Below are 15,948 nucleotides of genomic sequence, written 5' to 3' on the forward strand. Positions count from 1 at the left end.
GGCTTCCCCTCCTAAAACTTCATTACTTTTTCTATTGCCTGCTGAATCCTTGCCGGAGTTGGCAGGTAATGGTCCTCAAAACCAAAGTATGGAACTGGCGCATCAAATCCAGTAACCCGTTCGACAGGTGCTTTCTGATATAAAAAGGATGTATCATTAATGATGGCAAGCACATCATTTCCGACTCCGCCGGTGGCATGAGCTTCATGAACAATAACCGTTCTCCCTGTTTTTTGGACAGATTCTGCAATCATGTCTTTATCCAGTGGAAATAGGGTTCTTAAATCAATGAAATCACAATGTACGTTATTTTCTTTCATCTGCTTTGCCGCTTTCATAGCCTCTGGCACCATTGCTCCCCATGTAATAACCGTTACATCGTCCCCATCCATGAGTTTTTTGCCTTTTCCTATTTCAACCGTATACTTCCCTTCAGGCACTTCCTCCCTGGCCGAACGATAGCAGCGCATCGGCTCAAGAAACAGAACCGGATCCGGGTCTTCAATCGCAGCAATCAGCAATCCTTTGGCATCATAAGGACTGGATGGGCAGACGACCTTGATGCCGGGCATATGAGTGAAAATAGCTTCTGTGGAATCACAGTGAATTTCCGGAGCCCTAACCCCCGCACCATATGGAGCCCTTATTACCATCGGAACAGTAAAATGTCCCATTGTCCGCATCCGAAGCCTTGAAGCATGTGTCATGATTTGTTCATATGCAGGATAGATAAAGCCGAGAAACTGAATTTCGATCACCGGCAAAAATCCATTAACAGCCATTCCGATCCCCGCTCCGACAAAACCTGCTTCACTTAAAGGCGTATCGATAACACGGCCTTCGCCATACTTGGCCTGGAGACCCTCGGTTGCACGGAAAACTCCGCCGTTCCTTCCGATATCCTCGCCCAGCAGCAAAACCTCTTCCTTTTCATTCAGCATAGTATCTAAAGCATCCGTAATGGCTTGAACTAATGTCATGGTTTTTGCTCCAACTGCTGTTTTCATTATCGGCCGCCTCCAATCAGCTTCAGATATTCTTCTTTTTGCTGCTTGATTTGCCATGTAGGCTCAGCAAAGACATAGTCAAAAATTACTGCAGGATCTGCAGGAGGAAAATCTTCCATTGCAGCTACAGCTTTATCTATTTCAGCTGCTGCTTCCTCTTCTATTGCCTGTTGCCATTTTTCATCAAATATTCCTTCGTTTTTCATCCAGCGCTCCAGCCTTAAAATAGGGTCAGTCTCCTGTCTTCTGCTAGTGCTTTCCGATTGATCGCGGTATTTGGATGGATCATCTGCTGTAGTGTGTGCACCATATCTCCATGTCACGGCTTCAATTAGCGTCGGCCCTTCACCTTTACGGGCCCGCTCTATGGCTTTCAGTGTTTCAAAATAAACCATGAAAACATCATTCCCATCGATCCTGACTCCTGGAATATCATATGCCAGGGCTTTCTGGGCAATCGTTTTTGTATTCATCTGCTTCTCAAGCGGAACAGAAATGGCGTATTGATTGTTCTGATTAAAAAAGACAACCGGAGCTTTAAATACGCTGGCAAAATTTAAGCCTTCATGGAAATCTCCCTCTGAGGTGGCACCATCACCAAAATAAGCAATAGCAGCATTGGCAGTGCCTTTTTTCCTTTCAGCAAATGCGGCTCCTGCTGCATGAGGGATTTGTGTCGCAATCGGAATGCCTGGAGGGAAAATCTTCTTTCCGTCAGGCGGCACACACCCTTCATTTCTTCCGTTCCAAAACAACAGGATGTTTCGCAGTGAGTGGCCAAAAGTCATAGCTGCTCCGTGGTCGCGATAGGTAGGAAACATCCAATCGTTCTCCCCCAGCGCAACAGCAGTTCCGACCTGGGAAGCCTCCTGTCCTTCATAAGGAGCATATGTGCCTATTCTGCCCTGCCGCTGAAGTGAAATAGCTTTGCGGTCAAAAGTACGGATTCTAACCATATGTCTATACAACTCTTTTACAAGCTTTTCAGTTACTTTTTCTTTATATTCGGAATTGATGATCGTTCCATTTTCGTCCATTATTCGCCTGATCGGAAAGTGATTTTCCATCTTCTCACCCTTTGGCTGGTAAATTATTTTAATAACTTTTATACGGTACAAATATTGTTATCCAAGCAAAAAAATTATGTTCTTACTGCCCACTTCGGGCGTTTCAAATGGGAGAAAAAGCTGTTTCTGCGTGTGCGTGCTTCAATGCGGCTCTCGCAGAATTGGTTGGATGCTTCAACTGTTGTAATTCCATTTGCTTCAGCATGTTCGTAGATGTTCAGAAGAGAGTTATAAATAGCTTTTGTTTTACGGAGTACCCTTTCTTTATTAGGTGTATATAATTCATCTGCGACCTGGATTAATCCCCCTGCATTTACAATATAATCGGGAGCATATAAAATCCCCTTATCTTTAAGGATTTGTCCATGGCGCATATCCATTAGCTGGTTATTGGCAGAGCCAACGATTGCTTTTACTTTTAAAAGGTCGATTGTGTCATCGTTAATGATTCCACCCATTGCACAAGGAACAAAAAAGTCGGCCTGGGCCTCATAAATCTCATTGCTGGATAATACCTTCACGCCGGCTCCAATTTCTTTCGCTTTGCTGAGAAGCTGGTCGATTGCCTGCTGGCTGATATCTGTGACAAATAAATCTGCCCCTTCCTCCAGCAGTCTTTCTGCGACTTTATATCCCACTTTGCCAAGTCCCTGAATGGCATAACTCTTGCCTGAAAGGTCGTCTGTTCCGCTCAGTGCTTTATTTGTTGCCTGGAGGCCGTAAATAACACCCTGCGCTGTTGGAACAGAAGAATCGCCGCTTCCCCCATAAACCTCATCAACCCCCACAATGCAGTTCGTTTCCTTTAGGGCATGAACGAAATCCTCTGTAGAAGTACCCATGTCTGTTCCTGTATAGAAGCGTCCGTTCAATGATTCAACAAATTGGCCAAAAGCACGGAACAGCTCAGGTGTTTTATCTTTTAATGGATCCCCGATAATGACAGCCTTCCCGCCTCCGAAGTCACAATCACTAGCCGCACATTTATAGGTCATGCCTTTTGATAATCGGAGGACATCCTCAAGGGCATCATCAACGCTTTTGTACGGAAACATGCGGCAGCCTCCCAATGCCGGCCCCAGCCTTGTGCTGTGGATAGCAATGATTGCCTTTAGTCCGGTAGATTCATCGTTGCAGAATACGACTTGTTCATGGTCTTTAATTTTTTGAAACATATCTGTCATTTCATTCTCCCCTTTATATATGATAGCGCTTACAATAAAATTGAATTAAAATCCCTTTTTTCCGGCTCTGATTCTGCTATTCTTTTAATCTTTCTTTAACAACTGTGCAATCCTGCTTTTCTTCAGAATCACCTGTTTGACTTCACCTTTGCCAGCAAGGATTTCTCCATTATGGACGGTTACAGTTGAGTAAACTGCATTTCCTTCCAGCTTGGATACGGTAGCTGTAATAACAATGGGGGATCCTTCAGGTGACGGAGATAAATGCCTGGCAGAAACAGCTCCACCCATCCCTTCTTCTTCCTCATCCAAATAGGGGGTGATCAGGAGTCGGGAGGCCCACTCCATGTGATAGATCATGGTTACTGTGGAATAGACAGGATGAATGACCTCTCCTTCAAATTGTGCGAACATTTCAGGTGAGACCACTGCACGGATAACTGCCTGGTTCCCAATCTGCAGCCCAGGTTTCATAACACCCCTCCCTTTTTGATCATAAATATGTATGACGTTTATTTAACGATATGATACCATTACGTTAAATGAATAGTCAATAAATTGTAAAAACTTTAAAAATTCTTTTGATTTGACGCATGTAAAAAGGATTAACCGGCAAATTGGCTAATCCTTTTTATTATTCTAAGAAAGCAGCGCACGATCACTTGCCATTTTTGTTCCGCGAATTCGCTGAAATTCATTCAACAGCTGTTCAATTGTCAGATGCTGTTTCTGTCCATCATCTACTTCAAGGATAATCTGGCCTTTATCCATCATAATCAGCCTGTTTCCTAAATCCAGCGCCTGCTGCATATTATGAGTGACCATTAAGGTTGTTAAATTGTACTTTTGAACAATTTCTTTTGTGAGATTGGTAATAAGCTCTGCACGTGCCGGATCGAGAGCTGCTGTATGTTCATCCAGCAAAAGAATCGAAGGCTCTGTGAAGGTTGCCATTAATAAGGAAAGTGCCTGCCGTTCTCCTCCCGATAATAAACCGACCTTAGCATTTAGACGGTTTTCCAGGCCAAGATGAAGGGTCTCAAGAACTTCACGGAAATAGTCTCTGCGCTTTTTCGTCACACCTTTTCGTAATGTTCTTGTTTTATTCCTTGAATATGCCATGGCCAGATTTTCTTCAATTGTCATGGATGGGGCAGTGCCGGCCATCGGGTCCTGAAAAACCCTGCCTATCAGCTTTGCCCGGTTATATTCCGACATGCCTGTGACATTTTGACTGTCGATAAAAACAGACCCAACATCAGGAATCATGACGCCAGAGATAATATTCATTAAAGTGGATTTCCCTGCCCCATTACTTCCGATAACGGTGACAAAGTCTCCCTCATTCAATGTAAGATTGATCGTATCAAGTGCGATTTTTTCATCTGGTGTTCCTTCATTGAAGACTTTATGAATCTGATTTAATTGCAGCACCAGCCTCACCCTTTCTGCCTGATGGCAACTCACTTATGTTCATGCTTCCTGCCAGTCTTTTAGCTTTCCTTTTCTTCTCCTTCGTGCGGTCAATAATCTTCGGCATTATTAATGCCAGGATGACGATAGTTGCTGTAATCAGCTTCATATCACCCGGCTCAAGGAACTCTACCCTTAGCGCCATGGTAACCACGATACGATAGATAATTGCTCCGCCAATGACCGCTAATGTAGTCCTGGCAATTGTTTTTGTTCCGAACAAGGCTTCACCGATGATAACTGAAGCCAGTCCGATAATAATCATTCCGATACCCATACCAACATCGGCGAATCCGCCCTGCTGGGCAATCAGTGCTCCTGAGAAAGCGACCATTGCATTGGAGAGGCCAAGCCCCAAAATCACCATCATGTTGGTATTGGCAGAAAGACTGCGAATCATCCTTTTGTTGTCACCTGTTGCCCTTAAAGCTAAACCAATCTCAGTCTGAAGAAAGCGATCTGTCAAAAATTTTATAGCCAATGTGACAACTAACATAAAGAGAATTATGCCCCAAGTTCTTGGGAGGCTGTCGCTCAGCCCAATCACCGACAGGATTGCATTGAAAAAAGAATCGATTCCTGTTTTATCCCAAAAATCTCTTACATGTGTAATGGCTGTTTCTGTGTTCAGGAGAGGAACATTTGATTTACCCATGATGCGGAGGTTTATCGAATACAGAGCAATCATCATCAGGATTCCTGATAACAGAGCATTTATTTTTCCGAAAGTATGAATAATACCCGTTAGGCAGCCGGCAATAAAACCGGCAAATAATGCAGTGACCGTAGCAAGAAAAGGATTAGCCCCGCTGACAATCATGGTTGCAGCTACAGCCGCTCCGGTCACAAAACTTCCATCCACCGTTAAATCCGGAAAGTCCAGTACCCTGAACGAAAGATATACTCCAAGTGCCATAATTGCGTAAATAATTCCTGACTCAAATGCACCGAATATCGCTGTAAACACTAAGAATCACACCCTTTATTTGTTTTAGCTTAAAAAGCAGCCGGCCGGATATTTGCGTTCCAGCCGGCGGATTTTTTACTCTTCATGGAACTCTGCAAAATCAGCCCATTCCTCTTTTACTTCAAGTCCCTGTGCTTCAGCTGCTTTTTTATTAATGACCAATTTCAGGCTTCCAGGAAGCTCAACCGGGATTTCAGAAGGCTTTTTGTTTCCTTTTAAAATCTCAGCGGCCATCTTGCCTGTCTGGTAACCTAAATCAAAGTAGTTGAATCCGCTTGCTGCTATAGCTCCGCGTTTCATGGAATCAAGCTCACCAACGAATAGAGGAATCTTTTTGCTGTCAGCGACAGAGATAACGGATTCAAGAGCCGACACAACTGTATTATCCGTAGGGATATAGATGGCATCCACTCTTCCAACTAGGGAGTCGGCAGCCTGTTTTACTTCAGCAGAGGTTGAAATAGAGGCTTCTACAATCTTGGCTCCTTTTGGTTCAGCAAGATCTTTTACCTGTTTAACCTGAACCTCGGAATTTTGCTCTCCGGAATTGTAGATGATGCCAATATTTTTAACACCCGCTTCATCAATCATAAAATCAATGGTTTTAGCAGTCCCTTCCGGATGGTTATCAGTAGTGCCTGTAATATTGTCTCCAGGCTGATCAAATGATTCAACAAGACCGGCTCCAACAGGATCTGTAACAGATGTAAAGAGAATTGGAATATCTTTAGTCGCATTAAGAGCGCTAACGGCACTTGGGGTAGCATTTGCAAAAATCATATCCACTTTATCGCCGACAAAATTATTAGCGATCGTCTGTGTGTTGTTCATATCAGCCTGAGCATTTTGGAAATCAAATTTTACATTATCGCCTTCTTTAAATCCCTCATCCTCCAAAGCTTTTTTAAATCCCTCTGTTGCTGCATCCAGGGAAGGATGTTCGACAAATTGTGTGATTCCAATTGTGTACTGCTTCTGTTCATTTACTTCTGAAGAAGAACCACTGGATTTCTCCTGTCCGCAGCCGCTCAAAACAAGCATGCCTGCAGCCATTAATAAAGAAAAAGCTTTCAACGATTTTTTCATTATATGACCCCCTATACTACTTTATTTAACTATCAGCTTGCTGATAGCTTATACCCTTAATGTATACGCTTACATGGTGAAGTAAATAAATGGTTATTACCATTTATATGATATTTACTTTAGATATCGTAAATACAACGTTATATTATCACCCTAAGCCCAAGAGTGTCAATAATATTCTAAAAATTTGATATATTTTAATAAATCATTTTAACAAAAAAGCAAGCAGGTGTGAAACCCTGCTTGCTAATTTAATAGCTTCTTAGCCTTTTGAAGCTGAAGATCAGCATCCTCTATCATTTTATCCAAAAGTTCCTTTACGCTCGGGAGATCACCAATCAGGCCGGCTATTTGGCCGCTGTTCATAAAACCTTCCTCGCCGTTTCCACTTATTGCTCCAATTTTATGATAATCTTCAGAAGTTAGTTTATTAAACTCATCCAGAGAGATTCCTTGTTTTTCGTAATCCAGCAATTTATTGGCATAACCGGTGGAAAGCACTCTTCGTATTCTGCCAACTGAACGCCCCACTATAAGGGTTTCATGATCAGATGCTTCAATGATTTTCTTTTTATACTCCGGATGAAATGGCGCCTCTTTGGTTGCTATGAATCTGGTACCCATTTGTACACCGCACGCCCCCAGGGCAAGCATGGCAGCAAGACCTTTACCATCACCGATTCCTCCAGCTGCCACGACAGGAACTGAGACTTTGCCTATTATTTGAGGAATCAAAACGAGTGTGGTGGTTTCAAGAGCACTATTGATTCCAGCTGCCTCATACCCTTCCGCCGCAATGATATCAGCTCCTGCTGCCTCTGCTTTTAGCGCCTGTCTTACAGAAGCAGCCACTGTAATGACCTTCACCCCATTTTCATGCAGCTTAGGTATAAAAGAAGCAGGATTTCCAGCCGAAAGGGATACTGCAGGAATCTTATGTTTAATGATAAGGGATAAGATTTCCTTAACATACGGGGAAACACTTAAGGCAATGTTAACGGCAAATGGTTTATTTGTTAAACTCTTAGTTTCTACTATTATCTTCTCAACTTCCTCCGGTGGCATTGTTCCTGCTCCGATCGTGCCAAGCCCGCCGGCTTCAGAGACGGCGGCTGTCAAAATGGCGTTGCTGATATTCCCCATGCCGCCCTGAATAATTGGATATTTAATATTTAAAATGTCTGTTACTCTATTCAATAAAATTCCTCCTTCGTTAAAATAATGTTATACTAATCTCAATAGTTTGACAATTGGAGAATTACAAAAAAAGAGCCATCCTGCTTCCTATGCAGAAGAATGGCTCTTTTTTTACTCAACCATGTAAGGGTGATTTAATGCGTCATAATCAGCATCTCTGTTTTTCAGTTCATTTCCTTCTTTAAAAACACTTTCAAAGAATCTGGATGCGGGTTCTGCCAGTTCTTTGTAATATTCACTAAATAAGGCAGCAGCATGACTGCCCAGCCACTTATCAGGCAGAAGCTCTTCAGGCAGACCAGGGTCCACAAATAGGAACTTCCGGTATTCATGCACAAGCTTCGTTCTTTCTACGAAACATTCTGCATCAGTCATATTTCCCTTCAGAATCTTATTTCTATCAATTATATATTTCTGGCTGTATTGAGAAATAAACTCCTGGTATTTTTCGTTGATTTCTGTCAGGTTCCAGCTTTTTTCTACAATTTCGATATTTTTATGCGGTCCTGCATAACGGGCAATAAAGAAATCGACATAGTTGGCAATATCATATTTCTCAATTAAATCAAATACTTGTTTCTCGAGATTATTAGCAGAGATCCAGCAGCTGCTGGACATGGATCCAAAACCGCTCCATACAAGCTCCTTGCGCAATTCATCCCTCACATTGCGTATTTCTTCCGGGATGGTATACATAAGGATGCGCCACTCGCCATCCCACTCCTCAGGCTTTAATTTAAAGATACGCTTAGCCGCTTCCTCAATCCTTTTCTGCCCTCTTGGCGTTAAGGAATAATAGCTTTTATTGCCGATCTTTTCTGCGCTTACCCAGCCCTGCTTATTCATTCTTGAAATAGCTGCTCTGACAGACTGGTCATTGTGGCCAAATTCACTTAAAAGTTTTATAAGACTGCCAATCCAAATTTTGCTTCCGTAATGTGTAATATAATCACCATAAAGTGTGAAAATCATTGATCTTGTATTCAACTTGCCTTCATCCTCATTTCATCATGTCGGTTGAACGGATAAATTTCGTTATATATTAGTGTACTAAAGTTAGGCAGTTTTGAAAATACTTTTTCGGCATACTAAAGAATTGTCTTCCTGCTGCCACGCTAAAATCGTTAAGAGCTTTAATAACCATAGAGTATAATGCCTCTATGGTCAGCGCTCAACAATCGTTGATATCCCCTGCCCGACACCCACACACATCGTTGCCAGGCCGTATTTAGAATTCCTGCGCTTCATCTCATGCAATAAAGTTGTCAAGATACGGGCGCCGCTCGCCCCAAGCGGATGGCCAAATGCAATCGCTCCCCCATTCACGTTTACCCGTTCCGGATCTGCGCCCAGTTCATTAATGCAGGCGAGGGATTGCGAAGCAAACGCTTCATTTAATTCAGTTAAGTCAATATCACTCATGGCAAGTCCCGCCCTCTTTAATGCTTTCTGAGTGGAAAACACAGGACCTGCTCCCATAATTGACGGCTCAAGCCCTGCTGCTGCGGAAACAATATAAGTTCCAAGGGGCTTTAATCCCAGTTCACCGGCTTTTTCCTCAGACATCAGCAGCAATGCAGAGGCACCGTCGTTAACCCCTGAAGCATTGCCTGCCGTTACAGTTCCGCCCTGAAAAATCGGCTTTAAGCTGGAGAGCTTTTCATAAGTTGTTTCCGGACGGGGATGCTCATCATGTGAAATGGTGATTTCCTTCCCTTTTTTATCCATGTATGTAACAGGAATGATTTCATCGTCAAATAAGCCTTTTTCAATTGCTGATTTTGCCCTCTTCTGGCTTTCAAGAGCAAACCGGTCCTGCTCTTCACGGGATATACCATATTTCTCTGCAACATTTTCTGCTGTTTTGGGCATGCTTTCAGCACCATACATGTTCTCAAGCCTGCTGTTTGTAAATCGCCAGCCGATGGTTGTATCAAACATTTCCATATTTCCTCTTGGAAACTCGCTGCTTGGCTTTGCCATGACAAATGGTGCACGGGTCATGCTTTCGGTGCCTCCAGCAATAAAAATATCTCCTTCTCCTGCTAAAATAGCACGTGCAGCATAATTTACAGCATCTAAACCAGATCCGCAAAGCCGGTTAACCGTAGAAGCAGCCACTTCGACAGGCAAACCGGCGAGCAACGCTGCCATCCTGGCGACATTGCGATTATCTTCTCCTGCCTGATTTGCATTTCCCAATATGACCTCTTCAATTTCTGCAGGATTCACCACGGGATTTCTATCCAGCAAGGCCTTAATAACAATGGCTCCCAAATCATCGGGACGGATATCCTTTAACCCGCCTTTATATCTTCCAATCGGAGTCCGGACAGCATCAACGATTACTGCTTTCCTCATTGCCTGACACCCTCTCTGGCAGTGTAATCATAAACACCTTTGCCCGTTTTGCGTCCAAGCCTGCCAGCTTTCACATACTGTTCAAGGAGCGGTGCCGGCCGGTATTTTTCACCCAGCTTGCTGTGAAGGTATTTTAAATTATTCAGGCGCGTATCGAGGCCGACAAGGTCGCCCAGTTCGAAAGGGCCCATGGGATAGTTCAGACCAAGCTTAATGGCTTTATCAATTTCTTCGGGGGTGCCGAGACCTTCCTGCAGCATATAAAATGCTTCATTCCCCACGAGCGCGCTGATCCTGCTCGTCACGAAGCCCGGAAACTCATTTATGACGACTGTTTCTTTTCCCATTTGCTCGGCAGCACGTTTTATTGACTGTGCTGTTTCTTCGCTCGTTTCAAGCCCTTTAATAATTTCTACAAGCGGCATTTTATGGACGGGGTTAAAGAAATGCATGGCAATCACTTTGTCCGGACGATTGGTAAAGGACCCAATCTCTGTTGGACTCATGGTAGAGGTGTTTGTTGCAAAACAGCAATGCTCTGAAGCGTGCTGATCGATCACTTCAAAAATATTTCTCTTTATATCCATCACTTCAGGAACGGCTTCAATAACAAGATCTGCTTCACTTACATGCTGTGCAAGACTTACAGAATAGTTAAGCCTGCTTTTGCTTTCTTCCAAATCAGCGGCTGTAATTTTCTTCCTAGCGAGCCCTTTTTCAAAGATGCTGTCAATCTCGTTTTCCGCACGGATTAATTGCTCCTGGCTGATATCTACAAGGGTTGTATGGAAGCCCCCGACTGCACTAACATACGCAATCCCGCGCCCCATGACACCTGAACCGATCACGACAATATTTTTCAAGGTATAATCCCCCTTTCAGTTTAAAAAAAGACGAGCACCCGATACGAGATGCTCGCAAACCATATAACGGGCAAATATTCTAAAAGTAATTCTAAGTTTTATAGTTTTACAAAGGCTATTTCCCTTGAAACACTGGCTTCCGCTTTTGCATAAATGCCGCTACACCCTCTTTATGATCAAGAGTAAGGCCCGCAATCCGCTGTCCTTGTGCATCCCGCTCCAGACTTTCTTCCAGAGTGGATTCCCAGCTCGCTTTCAAATTTTTCTTGATTACGGCAATCGCTGCTGTCGGCATACTGGCAACCTTTTCTGCAAAAGCAGTTATTTCAGCCTGCCATTGCTCCATAGGAATTACCTTTGTAGCAAGGCCCAGCTCTTTGGCTTCCTCGGCATTAATCTTTTCACCAAGCACAGCAAGCTCCATGGCTTTGGCATGACCGATCAGCTTTGGAAGAAAGTATAGGTTACCGGCATCTGGGACCAGCCCGACATGAATAAAAGCTTCTAAAAAACTGGCTTTTTCAGACAGGAGTCTGAAATCGCAGGCTAACGCAAGACTCATACCGGCACCTGCTGCCACCCCATTAACAGCTGCGATAATAGGTTTCTCGCATCTATGAATCTCCAATACCATTGGATTATAGAACCGCCGGAGAACCTCGCCATGATCCATGTCCTCATTTACACCCTGAAGATCCTGGCCGGAGCAGAATGCACGCCCTTCACCTGTAATGACGAGACATCTGACTTCTTTCTCTCTGCTTGCCTGTTTTACGGACTGCTGAACCTCTTTATTCAGCTGTTCGGTGAACGCATTCAGCTTATCCGGACGGTTTAATGTAATCCATGCTACACCGTTTGCTACCTCGTATTTTACGGTTTCAAACATCAGCTATGTACACCTCCTCTACTTTCCTTTAAAATGAGGCTTGCGTTTTTCAATAAAGGCATTCATTCCTTCTTTTTGATCTTCTGTCGAGAATAATAGGTAGAAGTTCTTTCTTTCGAATTCCATTCCTTCATTTAAAGGTGTGTCAACTGCCTTTAGGACTGCTTCTTTTATAAGGCGTATGGCGATTGGAGCCTGGCTGGAGATTTGCTCAGCCGCTTTCATCGTTTCTTCGAGCAGAAGCTCCTCTGCTATAAGCTGGTTGACGATGCCATGGTGAAGGGCTTCCCTCGCCGAGATTCTTTTGCCGGTAAAAAGCCATTCCATTGCTTTCGTTTTTCCCACTAGCTTAGTAAGCCTTTGCGTTCCGCCTGCACCCGGCATTACGCCAAGGTTCACTTCCGGAAATCCAAATTCCGCATTATCCGCCGCATAAAGCAAATCACAGCATAACGCAAGCTCAAAGCCTCCGCCAAGGGCAAAGCCCTGCACAGCTCCGATAATCGGTTTCTTGATCATGGCAAGACGATCCCAATCTTTAAATTGATTGCGAAGCTCAAAATCGATTGCATGATCATTTGCCATTTCATCAATATCTGCCCCGGCTGCAAAGGCTCTTCCATTGCCGCTTAATACAATGGCCTTGACGCTTGAGTCTGCCTCAAAGTCCTCCATTGCCGAAAGAATCTCTGAAACCATCGTGCGGTTAATAGCATTTAGAACCTTAGGCCGGTTCAAAGCGATTAAACCAAGTTTTCCTTGCTGTGAAACTTCAATGGTTTCATAGCTTTTATTCATCTGCTTCCTCACCGATCATAAGTGTGATAATATCACCTGCAAATTTCATGGCGTCTTTGCCTGATGCCTTGCCTTCGTCTGTTTTCATGGCTTCCTGCAATGCTTCATGGCTGTCATAGTACATTTCGCACATCAAATAGTACTTCCCTTCGCCTCCCATAGGGCTGCCCACAATTTTTGTAACTTCCATTTTGCGGAGACCCGGAATTTTGGCTGTAAGAGGCGCGTGCGTATTAAAATAATGATCATCAAATGCCTCCTTATTTTCAGGATGCTTATAAAGAGCGATTAATTTTACCATTTGTCAACTTCCTCTCAATTTTTAATAGTTTTAAGTTCTGGATTTTATTTTTTAAAAAGCCTGCTACATCATAGTCGATACTGGTTTCATAGCTTCAAAGGGGTTCTTGCAGGATTTGCAGTATAAGATGCTGCGGCAGGCTGTGGGGCCAAAAAGGTTATCCATCGTCGTATATGCGGACCCGCAAAAAGGACAATCCACATGCCATTCGCCCGTTTCACTTATGAATTTTGGAGGTGGCGCGATCCCGAATTCCTTAAGCTTTATCCTGCCGGTCTCTGTTACCCGGTCAGACGTCCATGGCGGATGATAGATAAACTGGACTTCTATTTTTTCAAAAATCCCTGCTTTCCCCAGCTCGCCTTCAACGTTTTTTTGAATAATTTCCAGGGCAGGGCATCCCATAAAAGTAGGCAGGAGTTTAACCAAAACTGACTGGCCCTCCACCTTAATCTGTTCTACCATTCCTAAATCAACGATTGAAATGGTATCTATTTCAGGGTCTTTAACATTATGAAGCGCTTCTAACGCGGTTTTTATCAATATTTGATCCTGCTCCATTTACATCACCCTTTAGAAAACTTACCAGCTTGCAGCCGGATTTATGTTATACACCTCGCTCAAAGTGGACAATGCGTCATCAAGGTCGGCAGTATGCTCTCCTATTCGTCCATTTCCAGTCTTCATAGCAAGGTCCGCTTCTGAGACTGCCAGATTGACAGATTCAAAAACAGGCTTCATGATTAACAGCCAGCGCTGCTTTAATACTCCTTCCTTTTCAATGAGGCCATGTTCAGCCATTTCTTTTGCCTGGGGCCCCAAATTCAGAACTCCTTCAAAATCTGCTAATACCTTCCCAATGGCAGCTTCCATTCTTGTTCTGGCTTCTCCGCCAGCCTGCAGCAACTGTATAAACCATGTTTTCCAGTGAAGAAGGTGGTAATAAAGCTCCATATTGACCTTTAATGCCACTTCGGCTAAAGGCCGATAAGAAGAGTTTTTCAGAGAGTCCAATCTGATTTTTTTCGCTTGGCAATAAAAATAATTTCTTACAACCGCAAATGCCCAGTCATATTGTGCTGAAGACAAGTAATGACCAGGGCCATTTACCAATTCTAAAAGGACAGCATTTCGCCTTTCAGAAGCTTCTCTTGCATGTGCAAGACTGTCTACATTGCCTTCTCCGAGATCGGACAGCAGCTGATAAAACATAGCTGCATGGCCCATGGTATCCTGGCTGATGGATGAAAAGGCGACATCCTCCTCTATATGGGGCGCCAGTCCAAGCCATTCTGAACCCCGGTAGGCAAGGATGAAATCATCGTCAGCCAACTGATACAATAATGATGTCAGTGGCGGCTTAACCTTAGTGTTGATTGGCATATTTCCTGCTGGCTCAGTCACCTTTCTTCATCCCTCCCCATGAAAGAATTTCCTTTTCATCAAGCATTTCCTGCTCATAGTGCCGCCACTTTTTCTTCAGATATCCATATCCTTTTGTCGTGCGGTATTCTTTGTTGTCTAGACGCTGAAGTGATTGCTTTTCTTCCGGCGTCAGCTTCCGGATATCAGAGCGTTTGACGACCCAGATATCAGCAACCGGCTCTCTCCTCATAAAATTTTCCTGCGCCATAACGAGTGCAAGCTCCCGATTTGGCGCCAGCAGGGAAAATTGATATTGCAGAGGCGAGGTATCGGTTCTTTGACTAAAAACTTCAAATTCCTGATAAAATCCTTCGTTACCCAAAGGTACCCCTCCCATCTGAACGGTTTAATTTGCAGTATTGAGAGCTTCCCGCACCCATTTGTTAGTATCGTAAGCTGTGCGTCGGAGGCCGAGCCGCTCCTGAGATTTTGGACCATTATTTTTAATAATGTCCTTGAACCTATTCCAATCAGGCTGCTTATAAACCCACAGCTCCCGCTCCTGATCGAAATGCATCGTCTCGTCCGGCAGCGTGAGGCCCAGCGAGAGAACGCGGGGAATATATTTTGTGAAAAAATCCTGTCTTAAATCTTCGTTCGTCTTTGTCCGGATTCTGTATTTTATCGTTGTATCCTGTTTGGAAGTGCCTGTTGTAGAGGCGTCACCCGGACCAAAGAACATTAACAGCGCTTCCCACCAGCGGTTAACGGCATCTTGAACCATTGCTCTTTGCTCGTCGGTTCCTTCAGCCAGCGCCATGATGATGGCTTCACCATGTTGGGCATGAAAAACCTCCTCTGCGCAAATTCTCTTAAGCGCTCTTGCATAAGGGCCATATGAGGCGTTAAGCATATTGGTCTGGGTAATGATCGCCGCTCCGTCAACCAGCCAGCCAATCAGACCGGCATCTCCCCATGTTGGTGCTTCCATATGAAAGACATTATGGAATTTCAGTCTGCCGCTGAATAAATCCTGCATAATATCTTCACGGGTCTTGCCGAGAGGCTTCATTAAATCCTCTGCTACACGAAGCAGCAGCTGACCATGTCCCATCTCATCCTGCACTTTCGCCATGATCCCCAGCTTGCGTTTTAAAGAAGGGGCTTTCGGCACCCATTCCTTTTCAGGAAGTGCTCCCATAATTTCACTGATTCCATGCATTGAAATTAATTTGATTAATGTCATTCGATAATCTTCCGGCATCCAATCATCCGCTTCAATTTTTTCTCCTGCATTAATGCGTTTCATAAACTGCTCATATTTTTGTTCTTCCGTCATTTCTTGAAAGAAAAGAGCTTCTGACATGTGTTTCACCCCCAGTGAGTTTAA

The 15,948-nt window shown here is 43.9% G+C and carries 18 protein-coding genes; all 18 read right to left on the reverse strand.

Translation table 11 applies throughout. From position 1 onward, the window contains the following. Window positions 1-11: 11 nt before the first annotated feature. The 18 genes from ACTHRG_RS11545 to paaA all read right to left on the reverse strand — a co-directional run bounded on the left by ACTHRG_RS11545 (window position 12) and on the right by paaA (window position 15,924). Entirely contained in the window at window positions 12-1,007 is a 996-nt protein-coding gene (locus ACTHRG_RS11545; protein WP_440231218.1) for an alpha-ketoacid dehydrogenase subunit beta, read from the reverse strand. Continuing rightward, complete coding sequence (gene pdhA, locus ACTHRG_RS11550; RefSeq protein ID WP_440231219.1) at window positions 1,007-2,074, reverse strand: pyruvate dehydrogenase (acetyl-transferring) E1 component subunit alpha; 1,068 nt, start codon at window positions 2,072-2,074, stop codon at window positions 1,007-1,009. Before pdhA ends, ACTHRG_RS11545 begins: the two co-directional genes overlap by 1 nt. 74 nt (window positions 2,075-2,148) lie before the next feature. Next, window positions 2,149-3,258 carry a Leu/Phe/Val dehydrogenase gene (locus ACTHRG_RS11555; protein ID WP_440231220.1) on the reverse strand — a complete coding sequence of 370 codons (1,110 nt, stop codon included), beginning with the start codon at window positions 3,256-3,258 and terminating at the stop codon, window positions 2,149-2,151. An 84-nt stretch (window positions 3,259-3,342) separates the two neighbouring features. Beyond that, on the reverse strand, window positions 3,343-3,732 hold the full coding sequence (locus tag ACTHRG_RS11560; protein WP_076256300.1) for a thioesterase family protein: 390 nt from the start codon (window positions 3,730-3,732) through the stop codon (window positions 3,343-3,345). Between the two features lie 165 nt (window positions 3,733-3,897). Further along, on the reverse strand, window positions 3,898-4,692 hold the full coding sequence (locus ACTHRG_RS11565; protein ID WP_035332534.1) for an ABC transporter ATP-binding protein: 795 nt from the start codon (window positions 4,690-4,692) through the stop codon (window positions 3,898-3,900). Then, a complete protein-coding gene (locus ACTHRG_RS11570; RefSeq protein WP_440231222.1) occupies window positions 4,667-5,698 on the reverse strand; it encodes an ABC transporter permease in 1,032 nt (343 codons plus the stop codon). The genes ACTHRG_RS11565 and ACTHRG_RS11570 overlap by 26 nt, the downstream gene beginning before the upstream one ends. Before the next feature lie 75 nt (window positions 5,699-5,773). After that, window positions 5,774-6,784, reverse strand: coding sequence for an ABC transporter substrate-binding protein (locus ACTHRG_RS11575; RefSeq protein ID WP_440231223.1), 1,011 nt, complete (start codon window positions 6,782-6,784; stop codon window positions 5,774-5,776). A 246-nt stretch (window positions 6,785-7,030) separates the two neighbouring features. Further along, window positions 7,031-7,981: an NAD(P)H-dependent flavin oxidoreductase gene (locus ACTHRG_RS11580; protein WP_440231224.1), complete on the reverse strand. Its 951-nt coding sequence runs from the start codon at window positions 7,979-7,981 to the stop codon at window positions 7,031-7,033. A gap of 111 nt (window positions 7,982-8,092) precedes the next feature. Continuing rightward, on the reverse strand, window positions 8,093-8,968 hold the full coding sequence (gene paaX, locus ACTHRG_RS11585) for a phenylacetic acid degradation operon negative regulatory protein PaaX (RefSeq protein WP_061790851.1): 876 nt from the start codon (window positions 8,966-8,968) through the stop codon (window positions 8,093-8,095). Between the two features lie 177 nt (window positions 8,969-9,145). Further along, on the reverse strand, window positions 9,146-10,342 hold the full coding sequence (locus ACTHRG_RS11590; RefSeq protein ID WP_440231225.1) for a thiolase family protein: 1,197 nt from the start codon (window positions 10,340-10,342) through the stop codon (window positions 9,146-9,148). Next, the gene (locus ACTHRG_RS11595) at window positions 10,339-11,205 is read right to left on the reverse strand and encodes a 3-hydroxyacyl-CoA dehydrogenase (RefSeq protein ID WP_076256290.1); all 867 of its coding nucleotides are present in this window, start codon (window positions 11,203-11,205) and stop codon (window positions 10,339-10,341) included. The genes ACTHRG_RS11590 and ACTHRG_RS11595 overlap by 4 nt, the downstream gene beginning before the upstream one ends. A gap of 115 nt (window positions 11,206-11,320) precedes the next feature. Then, entirely contained in the window at window positions 11,321-12,094 is a 774-nt protein-coding gene (locus ACTHRG_RS11600; protein ID WP_076256288.1) for an enoyl-CoA hydratase-related protein, read from the reverse strand. 18 nt (window positions 12,095-12,112) lie between these two features. Continuing rightward, window positions 12,113-12,892, reverse strand: coding sequence for an enoyl-CoA hydratase-related protein (locus tag ACTHRG_RS11605; RefSeq protein ID WP_440231226.1), 780 nt, complete (start codon window positions 12,890-12,892; stop codon window positions 12,113-12,115). Continuing rightward, on the reverse strand, window positions 12,885-13,193 hold the full coding sequence (locus ACTHRG_RS11610) for an EthD family reductase (protein WP_076256284.1): 309 nt from the start codon (window positions 13,191-13,193) through the stop codon (window positions 12,885-12,887). The genes ACTHRG_RS11605 and ACTHRG_RS11610 overlap by 8 nt, the downstream gene beginning before the upstream one ends. A gap of 63 nt (window positions 13,194-13,256) precedes the next feature. After that, window positions 13,257-13,754 carry a 1,2-phenylacetyl-CoA epoxidase subunit PaaD gene (paaD, locus tag ACTHRG_RS11615; RefSeq protein ID WP_440231228.1) on the reverse strand — a complete coding sequence of 166 codons (498 nt, stop codon included), beginning with the start codon at window positions 13,752-13,754 and terminating at the stop codon, window positions 13,257-13,259. A 21-nt stretch (window positions 13,755-13,775) separates the two neighbouring features. Further along, window positions 13,776-14,576, reverse strand: a complete 801-nt coding sequence (gene paaC / locus ACTHRG_RS11620; RefSeq protein WP_440231237.1) for a 1,2-phenylacetyl-CoA epoxidase subunit PaaC — start codon at window positions 14,574-14,576, stop codon at window positions 13,776-13,778. 13 nt (window positions 14,577-14,589) lie between these two features. Beyond that, window positions 14,590-14,940: a 1,2-phenylacetyl-CoA epoxidase subunit PaaB gene (gene paaB, locus ACTHRG_RS11625; RefSeq protein WP_139325590.1), complete on the reverse strand. Its 351-nt coding sequence runs from the start codon at window positions 14,938-14,940 to the stop codon at window positions 14,590-14,592. Between the two features lie 24 nt (window positions 14,941-14,964). Then, window positions 14,965-15,924: a 1,2-phenylacetyl-CoA epoxidase subunit PaaA gene (gene paaA, locus ACTHRG_RS11630; protein ID WP_076256276.1), complete on the reverse strand. Its 960-nt coding sequence runs from the start codon at window positions 15,922-15,924 to the stop codon at window positions 14,965-14,967. Between the last annotated feature and the right edge of the window lie 24 nt (window positions 15,925-15,948).

The organism is Cytobacillus sp. SAFR-174, assembly GCF_051964675.1.
Taxonomy (GTDB): domain Bacteria; phylum Bacillota; class Bacilli; order Bacillales; family Cytobacillaceae; genus Cytobacillus.

Bases quoted from the DNA above. Each gene is read 5' to 3' on its own strand.
- ACTHRG_RS11545 (WP_440231218.1), bottom strand. From the start codon at position 1,007: ATGAAAACAGCAGTTGGAGCAAAAACCATGACATTAGTTCAAGCCATT.
- pdhA (WP_440231219.1), bottom strand. From the start codon at position 2,074: ATGGAAAATCACTTTCCGATCAGGCGAATAATGGACGAAAATGGAACG.
- ACTHRG_RS11555 (WP_440231220.1), bottom strand. From the start codon at position 3,258: ATGACAGATATGTTTCAAAAAATTAAAGACCATGAACAAGTCGTATTC.
- ACTHRG_RS11560 (WP_076256300.1), bottom strand. From the start codon at position 3,732: ATGAAACCTGGGCTGCAGATTGGGAACCAGGCAGTTATCCGTGCAGTG.
- ACTHRG_RS11575 (WP_440231223.1), bottom strand. From the start codon at position 6,784: ATGAAAAAATCGTTGAAAGCTTTTTCTTTATTAATGGCTGCAGGCATG.
- ACTHRG_RS11590 (WP_440231225.1), bottom strand. From the start codon at position 10,342: ATGAGGAAAGCAGTAATCGTTGATGCTGTCCGGACTCCGATTGGAAGA.
- ACTHRG_RS11600 (WP_076256288.1), bottom strand. From the start codon at position 12,094: ATGTTTGAAACCGTAAAATACGAGGTAGCAAACGGTGTAGCATGGATT.
- ACTHRG_RS11605 (WP_440231226.1), bottom strand. From the start codon at position 12,892: ATGAATAAAAGCTATGAAACCATTGAAGTTTCACAGCAAGGAAAACTT.
- ACTHRG_RS11610 (WP_076256284.1), bottom strand. From the start codon at position 13,193: ATGGTAAAATTAATCGCTCTTTATAAGCATCCTGAAAATAAGGAGGCA.
- paaD (WP_440231228.1), bottom strand. From the start codon at position 13,754: ATGGAGCAGGATCAAATATTGATAAAAACCGCGTTAGAAGCGCTTCAT.
- paaC (WP_440231237.1), bottom strand. From the start codon at position 14,576: ATGCCAATCAACACTAAGGTTAAGCCGCCACTGACATCATTATTGTAT.
- paaA (WP_076256276.1), bottom strand. From the start codon at position 15,924: ATGTCAGAAGCTCTTTTCTTTCAAGAAATGACGGAAGAACAAAAATAT.